The organism is Mammaliicoccus sp. J-M40, assembly GCF_022386395.1.
In the GTDB taxonomy this organism is placed as follows: Bacteria; Bacillota; Bacilli; order Staphylococcales; family Staphylococcaceae; genus Mammaliicoccus; species Mammaliicoccus lentus.
In genome coordinates this window covers 1-16,460 of the sequence record NZ_JAJNIQ010000009.1, presented here as the reverse complement: position 1 = coordinate 16,460, position 16,460 = coordinate 1, and the positions used below count along the sequence as shown (strand labels likewise).

Annotated in this window: 20 protein-coding genes; 7 read left to right on the top strand and 13 right to left on the bottom strand. The window is 30.5% G+C overall.

The window, feature by feature from the left end; translation table 11 throughout:
- Positions 1-9 precede the first annotated feature (9 nt).
- Positions 10-1,410, top strand: a complete 1,401-nt coding sequence (locus LQ688_RS10295) for a phosphoribosyltransferase domain-containing protein (protein ID WP_064204998.1) — start codon at positions 10-12, stop codon at positions 1,408-1,410.
- A 58-nt stretch (positions 1,411-1,468) separates the two neighbouring features.
- Here LQ688_RS10295 and LQ688_RS10290 read toward each other — a convergent pair whose 3' ends face one another.
- From LQ688_RS10290 to LQ688_RS10275, 4 genes are all read right to left on the bottom strand, one after another.
- Positions 1,469-2,275 carry a Cof-type HAD-IIB family hydrolase gene (locus LQ688_RS10290; RefSeq protein WP_016999607.1) on the bottom strand — a complete coding sequence of 269 codons (807 nt, stop codon included), beginning with the start codon at positions 2,273-2,275 and terminating at the stop codon, positions 1,469-1,471.
- 67 nt (positions 2,276-2,342) lie between these two features.
- Positions 2,343-3,254 (bottom strand): homoserine kinase, encoded by a 912-nt coding sequence (thrB, locus tag LQ688_RS10285; RefSeq protein WP_016999608.1) that lies wholly within the window; start codon positions 3,252-3,254, stop codon positions 2,343-2,345.
- Complete coding sequence (gene thrC, locus LQ688_RS10280; RefSeq protein ID WP_016999609.1) at positions 3,251-4,315, bottom strand: threonine synthase; 1,065 nt, start codon at positions 4,313-4,315, stop codon at positions 3,251-3,253. Before thrC ends, thrB begins: the two co-directional genes overlap by 4 nt.
- A gap of 1 nt (position 4,316) precedes the next feature.
- The gene (locus tag LQ688_RS10275; RefSeq protein WP_026023654.1) at positions 4,317-5,594 is read right to left on the bottom strand and encodes a homoserine dehydrogenase; all 1,278 of its coding nucleotides are present in this window, start codon (positions 5,592-5,594) and stop codon (positions 4,317-4,319) included.
- Between the two features lie 196 nt (positions 5,595-5,790).
- Here LQ688_RS10275 and LQ688_RS10270 point away from each other — a divergent pair, with 196 nt between their 5' ends.
- Positions 5,791-7,164, top strand: a complete 1,374-nt coding sequence (locus LQ688_RS10270; protein ID WP_016999611.1) for an aspartate kinase — start codon at positions 5,791-5,793, stop codon at positions 7,162-7,164.
- Between the two features lie 461 nt (positions 7,165-7,625).
- Here the strand turns inward: LQ688_RS10270 and LQ688_RS10265 are convergent, their stop codons facing one another.
- The 3 genes from LQ688_RS10265 to LQ688_RS10255 form a co-directional block, all read right to left on the bottom strand.
- Positions 7,626-8,219: a hypothetical protein gene (locus tag LQ688_RS10265; protein ID WP_064205385.1), complete on the bottom strand. Its 594-nt coding sequence runs from the start codon at positions 8,217-8,219 to the stop codon at positions 7,626-7,628.
- An 80-nt stretch (positions 8,220-8,299) separates the two neighbouring features.
- Positions 8,300-8,629 (bottom strand): nucleoside triphosphate pyrophosphohydrolase family protein, encoded by a 330-nt coding sequence (locus tag LQ688_RS10260; protein ID WP_239724881.1) that lies wholly within the window; start codon positions 8,627-8,629, stop codon positions 8,300-8,302.
- A gap of 5 nt (positions 8,630-8,634) precedes the next feature.
- Positions 8,635-9,519, bottom strand: coding sequence for an NAD(P)-dependent oxidoreductase (locus tag LQ688_RS10255; protein ID WP_239724880.1), 885 nt, complete (start codon positions 9,517-9,519; stop codon positions 8,635-8,637).
- 257 nt (positions 9,520-9,776) lie between these two features.
- Between LQ688_RS10255 and LQ688_RS10250 the strand changes: the two genes are divergently transcribed.
- Entirely contained in the window at positions 9,777-10,535 is a 759-nt protein-coding gene (locus LQ688_RS10250; protein ID WP_239724879.1) for a hypothetical protein, read from the top strand.
- Positions 10,536-10,597: 62 nt separating this feature from the next.
- Here LQ688_RS10250 and LQ688_RS10245 read toward each other — a convergent pair whose 3' ends face one another.
- Entirely contained in the window at positions 10,598-11,137 is a 540-nt protein-coding gene (locus LQ688_RS10245; protein WP_016999615.1) for an N-acetylmuramoyl-L-alanine amidase, read from the bottom strand.
- 123 nt (positions 11,138-11,260) lie between these two features.
- Between LQ688_RS10245 and LQ688_RS10240 the strand changes: the two genes are divergently transcribed.
- A complete protein-coding gene (locus LQ688_RS10240) occupies positions 11,261-12,181 on the top strand; it encodes a diacylglycerol/lipid kinase family protein (protein ID WP_064210896.1) in 921 nt (306 codons plus the stop codon).
- An 88-nt stretch (positions 12,182-12,269) separates the two neighbouring features.
- On the opposite strand, the gene LQ688_RS10235 is transcribed toward LQ688_RS10240, so the two are convergent.
- The 3 genes from LQ688_RS10235 to LQ688_RS10225 all read right to left on the bottom strand — a co-directional run bounded on the left by LQ688_RS10235 (position 12,270) and on the right by LQ688_RS10225 (position 13,358).
- On the bottom strand, positions 12,270-12,473 hold the full coding sequence (locus LQ688_RS10235) for a TM2 domain-containing protein (protein ID WP_017001237.1): 204 nt from the start codon (positions 12,471-12,473) through the stop codon (positions 12,270-12,272).
- Positions 12,474-12,797: 324 nt separating this feature from the next.
- Positions 12,798-13,007 (bottom strand): hypothetical protein, encoded by a 210-nt coding sequence (locus LQ688_RS10230; protein ID WP_017000444.1) that lies wholly within the window; start codon positions 13,005-13,007, stop codon positions 12,798-12,800.
- A gap of 189 nt (positions 13,008-13,196) precedes the next feature.
- Positions 13,197-13,358 (bottom strand): hypothetical protein, encoded by a 162-nt coding sequence (locus tag LQ688_RS10225; protein ID WP_017000445.1) that lies wholly within the window; start codon positions 13,356-13,358, stop codon positions 13,197-13,199.
- 127 nt (positions 13,359-13,485) lie between these two features.
- On the opposite strand from LQ688_RS10225, the gene LQ688_RS10220 reads away from it, so the two are divergent.
- Both LQ688_RS10220 and LQ688_RS10215 read left to right on the top strand, forming a co-directional pair.
- Complete coding sequence (locus tag LQ688_RS10220) at positions 13,486-13,677, top strand: hypothetical protein (protein ID WP_017000446.1); 192 nt, start codon at positions 13,486-13,488, stop codon at positions 13,675-13,677.
- A 148-nt stretch (positions 13,678-13,825) separates the two neighbouring features.
- Positions 13,826-14,155: a hypothetical protein gene (locus tag LQ688_RS10215; RefSeq protein ID WP_017000447.1), complete on the top strand. Its 330-nt coding sequence runs from the start codon at positions 13,826-13,828 to the stop codon at positions 14,153-14,155.
- Between the two features lie 5 nt (positions 14,156-14,160).
- On the opposite strand, the gene LQ688_RS10210 is transcribed toward LQ688_RS10215, so the two are convergent.
- The gene (locus LQ688_RS10210; RefSeq protein WP_017000448.1) at positions 14,161-14,901 is read right to left on the bottom strand and encodes a sulfite exporter TauE/SafE family protein; all 741 of its coding nucleotides are present in this window, start codon (positions 14,899-14,901) and stop codon (positions 14,161-14,163) included.
- A 142-nt stretch (positions 14,902-15,043) separates the two neighbouring features.
- Positions 15,044-15,532, bottom strand: coding sequence for a GNAT family N-acetyltransferase (locus LQ688_RS10205; protein WP_239724878.1), 489 nt, complete (start codon positions 15,530-15,532; stop codon positions 15,044-15,046).
- Between the two features lie 157 nt (positions 15,533-15,689).
- Between LQ688_RS10205 and LQ688_RS10200 the strand changes: the two genes are divergently transcribed.
- Complete coding sequence (locus tag LQ688_RS10200) at positions 15,690-15,959, top strand: YrhK family protein (protein ID WP_017000453.1); 270 nt, start codon at positions 15,690-15,692, stop codon at positions 15,957-15,959.
- Positions 15,960-16,460 lie beyond the last annotated feature (501 nt).

The following is a 16,460-nucleotide window of genomic DNA, read 5'->3' as shown; positions in this document are numbered from 1 at the left end:
AGTTATTTCATGTCTCAACAGAGTAAAGTTTTCCCTCTAGATAACGAAAAGCAAGTAGAGGTTAAAGTAATAGATAATCGATTTCAGTTCGAAATAGATGAAATGCTAGCCATGACCCAAGAAGAACATTCAGAGTTTCCTTATATCCCTGTATCTCCCTGTTTAGGATATTCAAGAGCATTGTATCCAGAACATCCATTATTAGTCGGTTTATTATTAGGATTTTTATATCATGAAGCCTTAACCGGTGAAACTGATGAAAGGATGGAGACTGTTGCAAGTGCTATTAATAGTCAAAACAGAGGTAAGATGATTCAAGCATTAAATTTAGTAGAAACGAACAAACTTGGACATTACCCACCTACTCGATTTTTAGGGTTGAGTGAGCGTGCAGTTAATCTCGGACATTCTATATTTAGTTTATTTGAAGATGATGTTATGTTCTTGGCTTCTACAAGAGATAAAGTGATCTCTCACCCACCTTTACTTGATCATAGTGATATTGTTGATACACAAGAAAGACTGTTTTTCTATACTAAAGATAAAGACTTTTTTGATAATGATGAGAGGATTGCCATTATAGATAATCATTTGTTAAATGGTCATTCAGTAATTAATCTAATTATGAAAATTCATAAAAAATATCCATCTAGACAAATGTTTACGGTATTAACACCTATCGATTTAAGATCACAAAGTGTTAAAGAATCATTTTCTAGTTTGGAAAAATCTTTAAATATCAAGATTAATATCATTTCATTAATGTCTTTCGATGTAGAAGTCCAAGATATACAAAATGTTACGCATCAACTTACTCATAATGAACTATTAAAAAATAACCACCATGAAACAAAAGTACAATATTATTCGTTAAGACATATTATAAATGATTACTTTATCGTTAAAGCTCAAAATATGTTACGTAATGGAACAATCCATGATAATCCATACTTTATTTCAACAGGTAGATTTACTTTAAACGGTAGAGAACAACAAATTTCTGAAGAATTATTCCAACGTATGGGCGAGTTACTCGGTGATTTATTAGATGATTCATCTAAAATGATTATCGGTATTGGAGAATTTCTATATGTACCTCTGCAAATTGCTAGATATTTACCTGGGAAGGAAGTAAAAGTTCAAGGTACAACACGTTTTAATTTTGATTCAAGTACACTGAACCATTCAAACAAAAAAATTAGCTTCATGTCTCCTTTAGAGAGATCAATCACTCATTATTTATATAACTTAGAAATAGATCAATATGATCAAATCATTGTATTAGTTGAGAGATTGAGACACAAAACAGAAATAGATGATTTAGTTCAACAGTTGAAAATACTAGGTGCAAAATCAATTTTAGTTATTGAAATGACTTCTATTGCTTTTAACGAGGATAGACTTTATTAGACATAAAAAAGCCGTGAAGTGTGGATATTCTATCCTACTTCACGGCTTTTAATTATTCTTATGACTTAAGTAATTTTTCTAAAGCTGTCACGATACCATTATTATCATGGTCATCAGTTACAACGTCTGCAAGTTCTTTAATCGTATCATTAGCATTACCCATAGCAACACCAATAGCTGCTTTCTCTAACATATCTGAGTCATTTAAACTATCTCCGAATGCAATAACTTCTGAAAAATCCGCTTCTATTTTATCAAAAAGCTTTTGAAGTGATTTTCCTTTAGATACTTCATTATTCATAAACTCTAAAAAATAAGGCTTACTTGTAGTTGAAGAAATATGATCGTTAAATTGTCCATTTAGAGACTGATTAGCTTTTGAGATATTTTCTTCGTAATCTATTCCCATAACTTTAGGTACATCTTCAGTAATGACTTCTTTTAAATCTGATACCGATACCATCGGCAAGCCTGTTAATTCACTTTCAATATTCATATATTCATGCGTAGAATCATAAACGATTTCATCATTGATATATGTTAAACTGAAGAAATTATTTTCTCTACAAAAATCTATAATTTTATGTGCATTTTCTTTATCTATCGTCTGTTTAAATACAACTTCATTTGTTGCTGCATCTGTAATAATTGCACCATTATAACTTACAATATATCCACCATTTTGTTTCAAATTTAAAGATTCTGCATGCTTTGTCATACCTGCTGTTGGTCTACCAGAAGCAAGTATAATTTTCATGCCTTCTTGTTGTTTTTTTAATAAATATGCATGTGTTTCTTCACTAATTTTATTTTCTGAAGTTAACAATGTATCATCCATATCCATAACTATGTATTTATATGTCATAACTATCTCCTTAAATGCAATGATGCTTACATTCTACCATAAGAAGAATGTAAGCATCATCTTTATTTTATAAATTAATTGTTGTTTGTTTTACGCCAAATCTATTGATTGTTACAAGCTCTGACTCACAATCTTTAAATTTTTCTTGTAATGTACGCACTAATTTACCACTGAGTTCTTTTTTAATAAGTGTTAATACTGTTGGGCCCGCACCACTAATAACTGTGGCATAAGCGCCGTGTTCTAATGCTATTGTCTTAATATCTTCAAAGTCTGGAATTAAATATTGTCTATAAGGCTCATGAAAACCATCTTTCATCATCATTTTTCCAGCTAGTTCATAATTATGTTGAATTAAAGCACTAATCATTGTATTACTAATTGCACTATATTTTACTGCATCTTTTAATGCTAAATTCTCTGGTAATACTTTTCTAGCTTTTTCGGTAGATAATTCGTAAGACGGTATCGTCGCTATGACATCCACTTTTGGAATATCAATATAAGATACATCGGTTTGGTTTTCTTCTGGATCATAAACACCTAAGACTAAGCCACCATATATAGTCGGTGCAACATTATCAGGATGTCCTTCGATTTCTGTTGCCAATTGAAGCAATTCATATTTAGATAGTTTTAAGTTTGCAAAATGGTTCGCCAAAAAGAGACCTGTTACTAATGCTGAAGCGGAACTCCCTAAACCTCTTGCTAATGGTATATCACTATACATTTTCAATCGAAGTGGAGGTACTTTTTGATTGAATTTATTTGCTGCTTGTTGTGCAATTTGAGTAATATAATGTGTTTCATCTTCAGGTAAACCTGTTAAATGAGGTCCAATGTGCTCAAAGTGCCATTGCTGATCTACTGATACGCTTGCTTCAACTTCTAAGTATTTATCTAAAGCCATCCCTATAGAATCAAACCCAACTCCTAAATTTGCTGTAGATGCTGGTACTTTGAGTTGTAATTTCTTCATCGTAAAGCACTCTCGATATAATCAATAATAGATTGTTCGTCATTCTCTAGTGGTGTGATTGGTGAATCCAATAAATCAATCGCTGTATCTGGATCTTTCAATCCATTACCAGTTAATATGGCAACTACAGTTTGATTTGGTTTTAATTTTCCTTGTTCATGTAATTTCAATAAACCTGCAATTGATGCGTTACTTGCTGGTTCGCTAAACACGCCTTCTTTACTAGTCATTAATTTATAAGCTTTTAAAATTTCTTCATCTGTAACACTATCAATCAAACCATTTGACTCATCTCTCGCCTCTTCTGCCATTTTCCAACTTGCAGGATTTCCAATTCTGATAGCAGTAGCGACAGTTTCAGGATTTTTAACAACTTTACCTTGAACTATCGGTGATGCACCCTCTGCTTGGAAACCACACATTACCGGTAATCCAGATTGATTCAAATTATCAAATTCTTTGAAACCTTTCCAATATGCAGTGATATTTCCCGCGTTTCCAACTGGAATAGCAAAAGTATCTGGCGCTTTACCATCTAACTGTTCTACGATTTCAAACGCACTTGTTTTTTGACCTTCAATTCTATATGGATTAACCGAGTTAACTAAAGCAATTTCGCCTTTTTCCGCAACCTTTTTTACGATATTTAAAGCTTCGTCAAAGTTTCCTTTAATTGAAACGATTTCTGCACCATACATAACTGCTTGTGCTAGCTTACCTAAAGCTATTTTGCCTTCAGGTATTACAACGATCGCTTTCATACCAGCTCTTGCTGCATACGCAGCAGCTGAAGCAGATGTATTTCCAGTAGAAGCACAAATAACAATTTTCTTACCTTCTTCTTTAGCCTTAGCAACGGCCATAACCATACCTCTGTCTTTAAATGAGCCAGTTGGATTCAAGCCTTCGAATTTAGCATATAGATTAATATTTAATTGCTCTGATAAATAAGGTAAATGAATTAATGGTGTATTACCTTCATTTAATGTTAATTCTGGTGTATTTTCATTTACTGGTAAATATTCTTTATATTTATGAATAAGTCCTTGCCATCTTCCCATACTATTGGTCTCCTTCGATTGGATAATATTTTAAAATATTTAACCCATTTTCTTTAAGTTTTTCAGTTGGTAATTCATCTATACCTCTAATAACAATGCCATAAGTATTTTCAGTTCTTTGTTCTACTTTAACACTTCTATGGAAATCTATTATTGATTTAATATCTTCTCTTAATTGATCTTCATCTTTATTACTTTCTACAATGATAAAGTGACTATTTTTCAGAGGGAATTTCACGACATCATCTTCTACAATCTCTTTAGTTGCCTCAGTTTTTAGTTCAAAATGTGGTGGCAATGTGTGTAAGTCTGATTCAAACTGTAGCGAAACATTCAATAAGTCTGATACAACTGCACTTCCAGTTGCTAAACTGCCTGCACCTTTACCATAGAACATAGTATCTCCTACTGCATCACCAATAACGTAAATAGCATTATACTCGTCTTCTACATGAGACATTTGATGGCTGTTCGGTAATAAAGTCGGTTTTACGCTTGCTACAACTTGACCATCTTCGAATTTACCTTGGCCTATAAGTTTAATTTTATAACCTAATTTTTCAGCTACTTTTATGTCTTCAATTTCGACATTCGAAATGCCTATTCTTTCTACATCTTCTAATGAAATAACTCTATTAAATGATAAATAGCTCGTAATAACTACTTTACGAGCTGCGTCTACGCCTTCAACATCATCAGTAGGATCTGCTTCTGCATAACCTAAATCTGTTGCAAGTTGTAGTGCTTCTTCATAAGATTTACCTTCTCGTGTCATTTGGCTAAGGATAAAGTTTGATGTTCCGTTAAAAATACCCATAAATTGATTAATATTGTTCGCGTTTAAACCATTATTAATTGCGTTAACAATTGGGATACCACCGGCAACACTTGCTTCATATTTTAACGCTACTTTATTTTTTTCTGCTAAATCTTCTAATACTCTTAAGTGAACAGCCAATAAATCTTTATTTGCTGTAATAACATGAATACCTTTAGATAAGAATGATTTAAGCCATTCTACAGTTGGTTCAATACCACCCATAACTTCAACAACTATATCTAATTCATCATCGTTTAAAATATCATCAATATTTTCAGTTAAATGATATCTTGAAGTATTAATCGCTCTTTTCTTTCCAATAGAGCTAACAAGTATATGTTTAATATGTATAGACTTTCCGATTGTGTCTTCTATTTGCTCTTTATTTTCTTCAATAATCTTCACAACTCCTGTACCTACCGTACCGAGTCCTAATACTGCTACATTTAATACTTTCATTTCCTCACTCACCTTAATATATTGTTCTTGTAAAAAATACAAATGTCTACTTGAAATAGACTCAACTTTATTATAGTATAAATTCATTAAAGATTTTTGTAAAGTTTGAATTATTTGAATTAATAGTAATATTAACACTATTCCAAGCTTTGTAAAGTAGTACAATAACAATACCCCCAGTAAAAGGACTGATAAAATGAAAGTTTCAAAATTCGGCGGAAGTTCCGTTGCTAATAGCACACAAATCAAAAAAGTATTAGACATTATTAATAGTGACGATGAAAGGAAAATTGTCGTAGTATCAGCACCCGGTAAACGTTTTAAAGAAGATGTAAAAACAACTGACTTACTTATACGTTTGTATGAAAAAATTATAAATAAGCTAGACTACACACATAAATTCCAACAAATCATTGAACGTTATCAAGAAATCGTAGTAGAACTAGAAATGGATGAAATCATTTTAGAACAATTAAAAAATGACTTAAATTGCTTAATTGATACTTACGAAGATAAACCTAAACGATTATTAGACGCATTAAAAAGTTGTGGTGAAGACTTTAACGCTCAAATCATCGCACAATATAATAATGATTTAGGTTTTCCTACTCGATATTTATCTCCAAAAGACGCTGGAATTATCGTTACTGATGAACCCGGTAACGCTATGATATTAGAATCTTCATACGAAAAAATTCATAAATTACGTGAATATGAAGAAACACTTATCGTCCCAGGTTTCTTTGGCTATTCAGAAAATGGAGATATTGTAACTTTCCCTAGAGGCGGTTCAGATATTACTGGAGCAATTTTAGCGAGAGGCATTGAAGCTAGCTTATATGAAAACTTTACAGATGTGTCCGGTATATTTAGAGCTAATCCTACTGTTGTATCCCAACCTGAAATCATACCTGAAATCACATATCGAGAAATGCGGGAACTATCATATGCTGGATTCGGAGTTTTCCATGATGAAGCTCTAGAACCATTATATAAAGATAGAATTCCTGTTGTGATTAAAAATACTAACAAACCTCATGACAAAGGAACATTTATCGTAAGTGAACGTGACATATCTAGTCTGTCACAAATCGTCTCAGGCGTAAGTTGTGACAAAGGATTTACGATTATCAATATTAAAAAATACTTAATGAACAGAGAAGTTGGATTCACAAGACGTGTGTTAAGCATATTAGAAGAAGAAAATATCTCTATCGAACATATTCCTTCAGGTATAGATAACTTAAGTATCATCATGAGAACAACACAAATAAGTGGTAAAGAACAAAATGTACTTAATAAAATAAGAAATCAAATTCAAGTTGATGAACTGACAATCGACTATGATTTAGCGATATTGATGATAGTTGGAGAAGGTATGAATCGAGCAATTGGAACAGCTGCAAGTGCAACAAATGCATTGAGCAAAAACAAAATAAACTTAAACATGATTAACCAAGGTTCTTCAGAAATATCTATGATGTTTGGTATCGATGAACATTATTCTGATATAGCCGTTCAAGCTATTTATGATGAGTACTTTACGAAACAACCAACTGAAGTTATTTAAAAATCAAGCTAAGCCAAATGAAATTGGCTCAGCTTGATTTTTTATATTCAGTGAAAGAAATATAAAAGTTCTAACGTGCTAGATATTTATCACTTGCACGTTACATTTTCTAACGAGCTAGACTTTTCTAACAAGCACGTTAGAACTATATTTTCTATGATTTATATGCCATTTTACTTTAAATACATGTAATTAAAACTTCTAACGTGCTAGATATTTATCACTTGCACGTTACATTTTCTAATATGCTAGACTTTTCTAACAAGCACGTTAGAACGAATGCACCTATCATTTTATAATGTGCTGACGTCCACTATAGGCTCGAGTCATACCTCCGACTTTCAAAATCGCAAAAGAGTCCGAGTATAAATAAATACTCCTAATCCATTGTTATTTAAAATTAATGGATTAGGAGTATTTTTTTGAATAAGGGATTTATGTCCCAGAATCATTATTATTTACTATGTTTCGGCTAATATAATGTGATTGAGCTTATCTGCACCAATAACTTTTCTGAGCATAAAAAATTGATAATAACTTAAATGCTGTATTAGCTTTTGATATTTATAAATATCATCTTGTCTTAATTCATGATACAACTTATACATCATTTGTATTTCTGGCCTTAAATATTTCACGTCATATTCTAAACTATGAAAGTATATTTTGTAATCATCAATTTCAATATTATGATCATGACTAAATTGCCACTTTTCATCTTTTGTTTCGTAAATGTATACTTTAATTATCCTCGCATTTGTTACCGGATCATAAATAAAGTATTTACTGTAATCTGACAGTTCATTTTCTGAGATATGCTCATATTCATTTAATGGTGTCTTCACAACAAATTGATAATTACGCTTTCTAAAGTAAGCATTTAATTCGTCCATTTCTTCTCGACTTATTGTGATACCAATTATTTCTTTTATATGTGTACACTCATTCAAAAATAAATCTACAGCAAGTTCTCCACAAACAATATATTGCAAAGGATAGTCAGACATAATATTTTTCAATTCTTCTAATGTTAAATATTGTTCGTTAGATTCCATTTTCAACCTCCAAAGAAAGCGTTTTCAATTACTTTCATTTTAACAGATTTGGAATCTTTATCCAATAGGTAAGAAATAATTTATTCTTTACGATTTCGTGAATTTTCTTCACTCAATCCATTTGGATATCTTTTTTGTAATTTTTCGATATTACTCTGCCCTATTTCATCCATTTCAATATTGAGTGCTGTAGCACAACACGATATGTACCACATAACATCGCCTAATTCTTTTTTCAGCGCTGTCTTATCTAATTCATGACCATGGAATACATGTTTTTTGATTACATCTGCTACTTCGCCCGCTTCACCTGTTAAACCTAATGCACCATTAATTAAACTTTGAGTCGGGTCCTTATGAATATTTGACATTGTTCTTTTTGATAATTTTTGGTATTCATTTAGTTCCATTTCAATTACCTCTTTTTAATATGATTTTTCAATAGTTGTATTACTGCCTGTGTTCCGTTATCATCGTATCCTGCTTCGCTTAAAGCATCATAAACTTCTTTTGCTTTTAGCAAACCTGGCATATATAATCCCATCTTCTCACTTTCTTCAATTGCTAATTTCATATCTTTAATAAAGTGCTTTACGTAAAATCCTGGTGCATAATCTTCTTTTACCATTCTAGGCCCAAGGTTAGATAAAGACCAACTTCCTGCTGCTCCATGTTCAATGGAATTAAATACTTTATCAATATCTAATCCTGCTTCTTCAGCATAAATAATTGCTTCTGCTACTCCTAACATACCTGCAGCAATAGCTATTTGATTTGATAATTTCGTATGTTGACCATTTCCGCTTTTACCTTGATATACTACATTTTTACCTAACAAATTAAATATATCTTCCACTTGATTATAGGCTTCTTGATCTCCACCTACCATAATCGTCAACGCAGCATTTTTTGCGCCTACATCTCCACCAGAAACTGGTGCATCTAAACTTTTAATATTTCGTTCTTTTGCTTTTTCATAAATGTCGTGAGCTAAAGCAGGACTTGATGTCGTCATATCAATCACAATACTATTTGCTTTGGCATGATTTAAAATACCATCTTGACTTAAATAAATTGACTCAACATCTTTTGGATATCCCACTATAGATATTATAATGTCACTTTTTTCAGAAAGCGTAGCTATCGTGTCACACCAAGTTGCGCCTTTTTCAACTAAATCATCTGCTTTAGACTTAGTTCTGTTATACAAATTCACTTCATAACCTTTATCAATTAAATGGCCAGCCATTGATTTTCCCATGACGCCTGTACCTACGAAGCCAATTGTTTTACTACTCATAAATTTTCCTCCTTAATAACTTCTTCATATTTGTATTATACCGATTTGTTAGAAAAATCAAAAATTTTTAAAATTAAATAGGTCGATATTTCGTTGTATTGATTATTTGTAAATATTGTTTAACTAATATTAATAACGATGTTGAAAAATTTAAAATAATTTAAAATTAATTGGGTTTTATTCAAAATTATTGTGGTATTTAAAGAATATTGATACATAAGTGTCAATCTCATTATCAAAATAAAGGAGTGTATTTTATGAAGAAATTTTTAATATTACTTTTATCTTCTTTTCTATTTTTAGCTGCATGCGGTAATGGCAGCGATAGTAAAGAAGATTCATCATCTGAAAAAGAGTCTTCAAGTTCAAAATCTGATGATAGCTCTAAATCAAGTGACAAAAAAGATTCTGAGAAAGACTCTAGTAAAGATTCAGCAAGTGGCTCTGAAGATAAGAGCTCTGATAGTAAAGCTAACAGTAGCGATAAAGATTCCTCTGATGATAGCTCTTCTACATCTTCTGATTCTAATTCAGATGACTCTAATTCAGATGACTCTAATACAGAAGATTCTAATTCATCATCTAATAGCGCTGAAAACTCAGATTCAAACACATCTGGAGATAGTTCATCATCTACTGAATCAAATAATAGTGCTAACTCTGCTTCTAACAGTGAAGCAAATGAGAACGCTACAAATGAAAATAGTTCAGCACAATCGAACGATAATCAACAGCAAGCTGATGAAAGTAATTCTATGAATAACAACAACTTAAATAATAACGAAACTGTATCAGCTTTAGGTGCAGAACAAGCTCAGCAAATATATAATGAGTCTGGTGTAAACCCATACCTTAATTCTATCAATGCTGAATGGAGACAAGAATATAACGGCGGTCTAACTAATCCTGAAAAAGCTTCATTAAATGCTTTAGAAAAAGGTACTTATAATGGACCTGAACAACCTGAATTATTCTATAATGCATTAGTAGAAATTCAACAACAATATGCACAATAAGGATTTTAAAAAAGCGTTAAGTCATCTAAATGACTTAACGCTTTTTTAGTAAAATATATAATTTAATTCAACATGTACTGCTTAATTTGTTCTATAAAATAGTCTTTCATTTCATTAATAATCCAATCATCAGGTATGCCATCTACTGTTGTACGCCAGTTAGTATGCATTTCTAATGAACGATGAGGGCACTCAGTTTCACTAAATTCTAAATGTAATCTCACTGTATCTCTATTGGGCATTAAATTATAATCAGTCATATCTGCTGCTATGACTCTGAATGTTTCTTGCTCATTTAATAAAAATTCTTCATCTGAACTCGAAAGTGATTCCAGTACCTCGTAACCTATATATTGTTCATTGCCTACTTCGTTTGCTGTATGCCAAGCAATATTTTCTGTATCAATTGCTTGCCATTGGTAATTACGATCAATGTAATAATGAGCAATACCTTGAATATATCTATCTTCCGGTGCGTCTTTTAATACTTCTCGCCATTCATTAGCATTTAATTCACTCGCATCATTATGAACAACAACACCTAATAATGGTTTTTCTCTTTTATCCATAGAATAATTGATATAATCATTTTGTGAGGCCATTTATATTCTCCCCTTTTTATTTCTTTTTATCATTTTAACATATAAAAGTATAAAACTTGAAACTGTATATCTTATCTCATACATGGTATGGTAATAAAAAATATTTCAGGAGGCATCACTCATATGACACAACATTTTCATAAGGGAATATTGTTTTATCATAAAGCTTCTGGCCAAGGCGATGTACACCAAGAGCTTGGTCAAATAACAGAAAACTTAACAAAATTCTGTGATGATTTAACAATTAAATTAAGTAAAGAAGAAGGAGACATTAAATCATTTTGCAAAGAAATAAGTAACAATAATTATGCTACACCTTATGATGTGTTATTTATTTTAGGCGGAGATGGTACTTTAAATGAACTTGTAAATGGTGTAGTTGAAAATAACATTCAACTACCTATAGGTGTACTTCCTGGCGGTACATTTAATGATTTCACTAAGACATTAAACTTATCACAAAAACCTATGCAAGCTTCTGAAGACTTATTGAACAGTCAAATTAAATCCTTTGATGTTCTAAGTGTAAACGGCGTGTATGCTCTAAACTTTACAGGTATTGGACTTATGGTTCAAAATGCTGAAAATGTACAATCTAATCAAAAAGAACTACTAGGTAAATTTAGCTATGTATTTTCAACATTAAAAACTGTTTCTAATCCGCAAATATATGATTATCATCTAATAGCTGATGAAAAAGAATATAGCGGTGAAACATCTATGATATTAATTGCTAACGGCCAACATGTAGGCGGCAATAGAATTCCATTAGAAGATTTATCTCCAAACGATGGCAATATGAACATATTCGTTTTTGAAAATCATAATTTTAGTATTATAAATGATTTCTTCAAAGTAAAAGATAGTATGAATTGGAATGAAATTAGCGACAGTATTACACACATATCGTGTAAAGATGCGTATCTCAAAACAGATCCAGATGCTAGGTTAGATATCGATGGAGAAATTCAATATAATACACCTATTGAAGTCAAAGTATTAAAAGAACGTGTTAAATTGCTTTATTTGGATATGGAAGAATAAACAACATATAAATAAAAACAGCAAAATTCTTATATAAGAATTTTGCTGTTTTTTATTTTACAGGACTATTAAGCCCTATTCTATTTTATTATGCGTATATATTACCATGTTCATCAGACGGTCTCAATAATGCGAGAACTGCGCTTATAAACGCGATGATATGAGGAATTCCCGTCCAACAGAATGCTAAGTGTAATAATCCTACAACTGGTTTTTGTGCGTAAAATTTATGAACGCCAAAGTTTCCTAATAAGATTGCTAAAGCAATATAAATCCATTTATTAACTAACATTGTACCCCTCCTTTAACTACACTTATTATTATAAAGTATTCTATTTATTAATACCCAATTTATACCTAACAAAATCTCTTATCATGTGACAATTTTGTTAGATTAAATAAAAGGGAGTGGTACAGAAATCTCATTTTAATAAATAGATTTCGTAGTCCCACCCCGGCAAGGATGACTAGGGTTGGAAAAAGCTTGATATAAGCGCATTTTCAATCCAGTCAGCTACTGCCATTATAATTAAAGAGGCTGAGACATGTATTTATGTCCCAGCCTCTACAAAATCACCAAGAGTGTTATCTTCTCTATTGGTAATGAATATTAAATTTAGTTACCTAAATATTGATTAAATTCACGAATAAATTGAGATCTACTATCATTAGATTGATATTTCAATCCGCCTAACATAATAGACTGACTACTAACTGTGATAAAATCATAATCAATTGAATGTTTTAAAAATATATTTTGAGCTTCTTCTTCATTGTATTTGTTCTCTAAATCTTCAAATACTAATATTTTTTTATCGAAAAACATAATTGCCTCCAAAAAAACTTAATATATAAATACTACAAAATATCTAAGCCCTATACTAGAGGCAAATCATGTAAATTATCACTTTTAAATACAAATCGTTATTTTTTTAGTAGAATGAAATATCAAATTTTGATGTTTTTGAATGTTTTTGAATGTTTTTGATTTATTTTGATTGTTATTAAATAAATATTATTTTTTTATAAATTCATCTTCTAAATGTGCCATCATTTTTCTAGCTTTTTCTAAACCTGGAGACTCTTTTTCCACTTCTGTTTGTTTAAGTTCGACAATATTTAAATCAATTTCATCTTTAAGTTTCGTCCATATTTTTTGGTATACTTGATCATCCATGAAAATTACCTCCTATAAATATCTTTCATATATTACTTTACCCTTTTGGTACCAACTCAATCATAGTATATTAGCAATATTTATTTTATGATACAATAATCGTTAATTAGAAAAGGAGTGAACTTTGATGGAATTTAGCACGGCAATAAAAAAAGGTTTAAAAGCCAATAAAAATGTATATATTATGACTGTTCATAATAATTTATTTAAAGTTGAAGAATTACTTAAAGATGGGTTTCAACATATTTTACTCGAAACACCAGATCATGTTATTAATGTAGCTAAAGAACATATTATATATGTACAGACTGATAAATAAATTAACACGAGTTTAATAATATATCATTTTATGCTGGGACATTTTTAAAGTTCTAGTATATTTTTATATAAAATTGATATTTCACTTTACAAAGCAGAACATATGTTCGTATAATGTAAGTATTAACTATTCCAAGGAGTGTTCTGAAATGGATAAATACTTACATTTAATCGTTAATCGTTTTGAATCTTATATCACGTTTTTAGACCATTTTGAATCAACTAATGAAGCGGCTACCTTTATAAATGAATCTTTCATATATAATGAAATGAACAGAGTAGATCATTTATTAAAACATAACAAGAATTTAATAAACAACAAACGACGCGATTATGAATTATATTTTGTTGAATTATTCCATATTTATCACAATACAAAGTCATCACAACATCAATTCGAGACAATGTTATTTAGTTTAAAAAACGCCATTAAAGCTTTAAAAGAAACTTCTCATCATCATTTACAAAATCAATTATAGTTATCTTACTTAAAGATCATTAATATACCAAATACGATTAATAATATATATACGTATTTAATAAAAGATTTTGGATCTATTCTTTTGCTAATCATATTACCAAATAGCAACGTTAGTACGAGTAGAGGAATAACAATAATGAGCAAATACCATAATGATGGTGACCAAAATCCAGAAACACCATGACTCGTAACAATAAAGCATCCAGTTATAAAAAAGTGTACTTGAGAAATCTTTTTAAGATCAAATATATCCCACTTTTTCAAAGTACCATAAATAACGATTGGCACACCATGACTATTATAAGCGCTACCTAAAAGACCCGCTATAGTACCAGCAATATAATCAAATTGATTTGGTATTTTTTTATTCATTTGATAAACCTTTACAAATTGATTAATGAGATTAACTAGACCATATACTAATATAAAGATACCTAAGCACTTTACTATTACAGCTTCATCAGTCCATTTAACAATAAAAATTCCAATCGGGGCACCTATAATAGAACCAATTAGCAACCTTTTAATAATCGACCAATCAATGTCTTTTCGACTTTTAATAAATACAGGAAAAGCAACAAGAATACCAATTATTGCGACTATAGATACAGATAACTTAAAATCAATATTCAATAATGAAAGTAATGGCATCGTCACTAGCGCTTCACCAAAACCAAATATATTTCTTACTAAAGCACCTAACAAAATAGCAATTACTACTAGAATTAATAATGAAATATTCATAAGTTCCCCTTTAAATGTAACTTCAAAATACAAAAATGAGAGAGTCTGAGACAATTAATTATGTCCCAGACTCTTTAAAATAGTTATATCTATTATACCATTTCTAACACTTATATATAATTCATTATAATTAACATTCGAGTTATTTTAACATCAGTTGATAAAACACTAATGTTAACCATTTATCAAATTTAAACCCAACATTACTTAATGTACCAACTTGATTGAACCCTTTCTTCTTATGTAAAGCTACACTACCTTCATTACTATCATCGATACCAGCTACCATCGTTTTACACCCTGCTTCAGTAGCAAGCGAAATAACTTCATCTAATAAAGCTGATGCAATACCTAACCTCTTATAACGTGGGTCAACATAAATAGAATGTTCAACAGTATATTGATATGCAGGCCAATTACGAAAAGGACCATAAGTTGCAAAACCAACAACACGGTTATCCCTTTCAAAAACAATTACCGGCAAACCAGTATCTCTTTTATTCTCGAACCACACTTTACGTTCTTCCATGTCCGTTTCATCATATGTATAAACAGTTGTAGTATTTACAATAGCATCATTATAAATATCTAAAATATAAACTAAATCATTTTCAGTAGCATATCTAATCATAACCCGACCTCCTCTAAAACTTATTAAATTATACCAATTAAAAAGCATAAGTAAAATTTCTGTTAAAAAATATAACATGAATATAACAATACTTAGTTTATATTCACTAACTTGAATATTTATTGTATATTGATATCATTAATTTGAGGTGGTAAAAATGAGATTTGAAGATAAAAAAGAACTAGAATTCACCGTTTTAGGCTTCGATATTAAGATTGATACTTTCTATAAATTACTTTATCAAATTAACGATATAATCTTAGCAATGTTCTTTATCGTTGGTAGTTTTTTATTTTTTAAAGAGTCTACAACATTTGCTGGTACTGTTTTATTTGTAATTGGTAGTATTCAAATGCTTATAAGACCATTAATCGCTATTACACGAGACATTCATATTAGTAAGGTAAAAAAAGATATTACAAAATAGATAAAAATGGGAGTGGGACAGAAATCTCATTTTAATAAATAGATTTCGTAGTCTCACCCCGGCAAGGATAAATAGGGTTGGAAAAAGCTTGATATAAGCGCATTTTTAATCCAGTCAGCTACTGCCATTTTAATAAATGAGGCTGAGACATGTATTTATGTCCCAGCCTCATTTTGTTATTTCTTGTTCTACCATTTTTTCTTATGTTTACAACTATTATATCAACTCTTAAATGATATTTCACTTTAGACTTTTCTCGTGAAGATATACGAAAGTACTTTTAAGAGTGCAACTACTTGGATTATTGTCTTAGTAAATCAAATAAGAAGTACTCTACTTGGATTATTGTCTTAGTTAATCCAACAAAAGGCGCTCTACTTGGATTATTGTCTTACTTAATCCAACAAAAGGTACTCTACTTGGATTATTGTCTTAGTTAATCCAACAAAAGGTGCTCTAATTGGATTATTGTCTTACTTAATCCAACAAAAGGTACTCTAC

What these genes read in the sequence shown, in the direction of transcription:
- LQ688_RS10295 (WP_064204998.1), top strand. Translation starts at nt 10, where the DNA reads ATGTCTCAACAGAGTAAAGTTTTCCCTCTAGATAACGAAAAGCAAGTA.
- LQ688_RS10290 (WP_016999607.1), bottom strand. Translation starts at nt 2,275, where the DNA reads ATGACATATAAATACATAGTTATGGATATGGATGATACATTGTTAACT.
- thrB (WP_016999608.1), bottom strand. Translation starts at nt 3,254, where the DNA reads ATGAAGAAATTACAACTCAAAGTACCAGCATCTACAGCAAATTTAGGA.
- thrC (WP_016999609.1), bottom strand. Translation starts at nt 4,315, where the DNA reads ATGGGAAGATGGCAAGGACTTATTCATAAATATAAAGAATATTTACCA.
- LQ688_RS10275 (WP_026023654.1), bottom strand. Translation starts at nt 5,594, where the DNA reads ATGAAAGTATTAAATGTAGCAGTATTAGGACTCGGTACGGTAGGTACA.
- LQ688_RS10270 (WP_016999611.1), top strand. Translation starts at nt 5,791, where the DNA reads ATGAAAGTTTCAAAATTCGGCGGAAGTTCCGTTGCTAATAGCACACAA.
- LQ688_RS10265 (WP_064205385.1), bottom strand. Translation starts at nt 8,219, where the DNA reads ATGGAATCTAACGAACAATATTTAACATTAGAAGAATTGAAAAATATT.
- LQ688_RS10260 (WP_239724881.1), bottom strand. Translation starts at nt 8,629, where the DNA reads ATGGAACTAAATGAATACCAAAAATTATCAAAAAGAACAATGTCAAAT.
- LQ688_RS10255 (WP_239724880.1), bottom strand. Translation starts at nt 9,519, where the DNA reads ATGAGTAGTAAAACAATTGGCTTCGTAGGTACAGGCGTCATGGGAAAA.
- LQ688_RS10250 (WP_239724879.1), top strand. Translation starts at nt 9,777, where the DNA reads ATGAAGAAATTTTTAATATTACTTTTATCTTCTTTTCTATTTTTAGCT.
- LQ688_RS10245 (WP_016999615.1), bottom strand. Translation starts at nt 11,137, where the DNA reads ATGGCCTCACAAAATGATTATATCAATTATTCTATGGATAAAAGAGAA.
- LQ688_RS10240 (WP_064210896.1), top strand. Translation starts at nt 11,261, where the DNA reads ATGACACAACATTTTCATAAGGGAATATTGTTTTATCATAAAGCTTCT.
- LQ688_RS10235 (WP_017001237.1), bottom strand. Translation starts at nt 12,473, where the DNA reads ATGTTAGTTAATAAATGGATTTATATTGCTTTAGCAATCTTATTAGGA.
- LQ688_RS10230 (WP_017000444.1), bottom strand. Translation starts at nt 13,007, where the DNA reads ATGTTTTTCGATAAAAAAATATTAGTATTTGAAGATTTAGAGAACAAA.
- LQ688_RS10225 (WP_017000445.1), bottom strand. Translation starts at nt 13,358, where the DNA reads ATGGATGATCAAGTATACCAAAAAATATGGACGAAACTTAAAGATGAA.
- LQ688_RS10220 (WP_017000446.1), top strand. Translation starts at nt 13,486, where the DNA reads ATGGAATTTAGCACGGCAATAAAAAAAGGTTTAAAAGCCAATAAAAAT.
- LQ688_RS10215 (WP_017000447.1), top strand. Translation starts at nt 13,826, where the DNA reads ATGGATAAATACTTACATTTAATCGTTAATCGTTTTGAATCTTATATC.
- LQ688_RS10210 (WP_017000448.1), bottom strand. Translation starts at nt 14,901, where the DNA reads ATGAATATTTCATTATTAATTCTAGTAGTAATTGCTATTTTGTTAGGT.
- LQ688_RS10205 (WP_239724878.1), bottom strand. Translation starts at nt 15,532, where the DNA reads ATGATTAGATATGCTACTGAAAATGATTTAGTTTATATTTTAGATATT.
- LQ688_RS10200 (WP_017000453.1), top strand. Translation starts at nt 15,690, where the DNA reads ATGAGATTTGAAGATAAAAAAGAACTAGAATTCACCGTTTTAGGCTTC.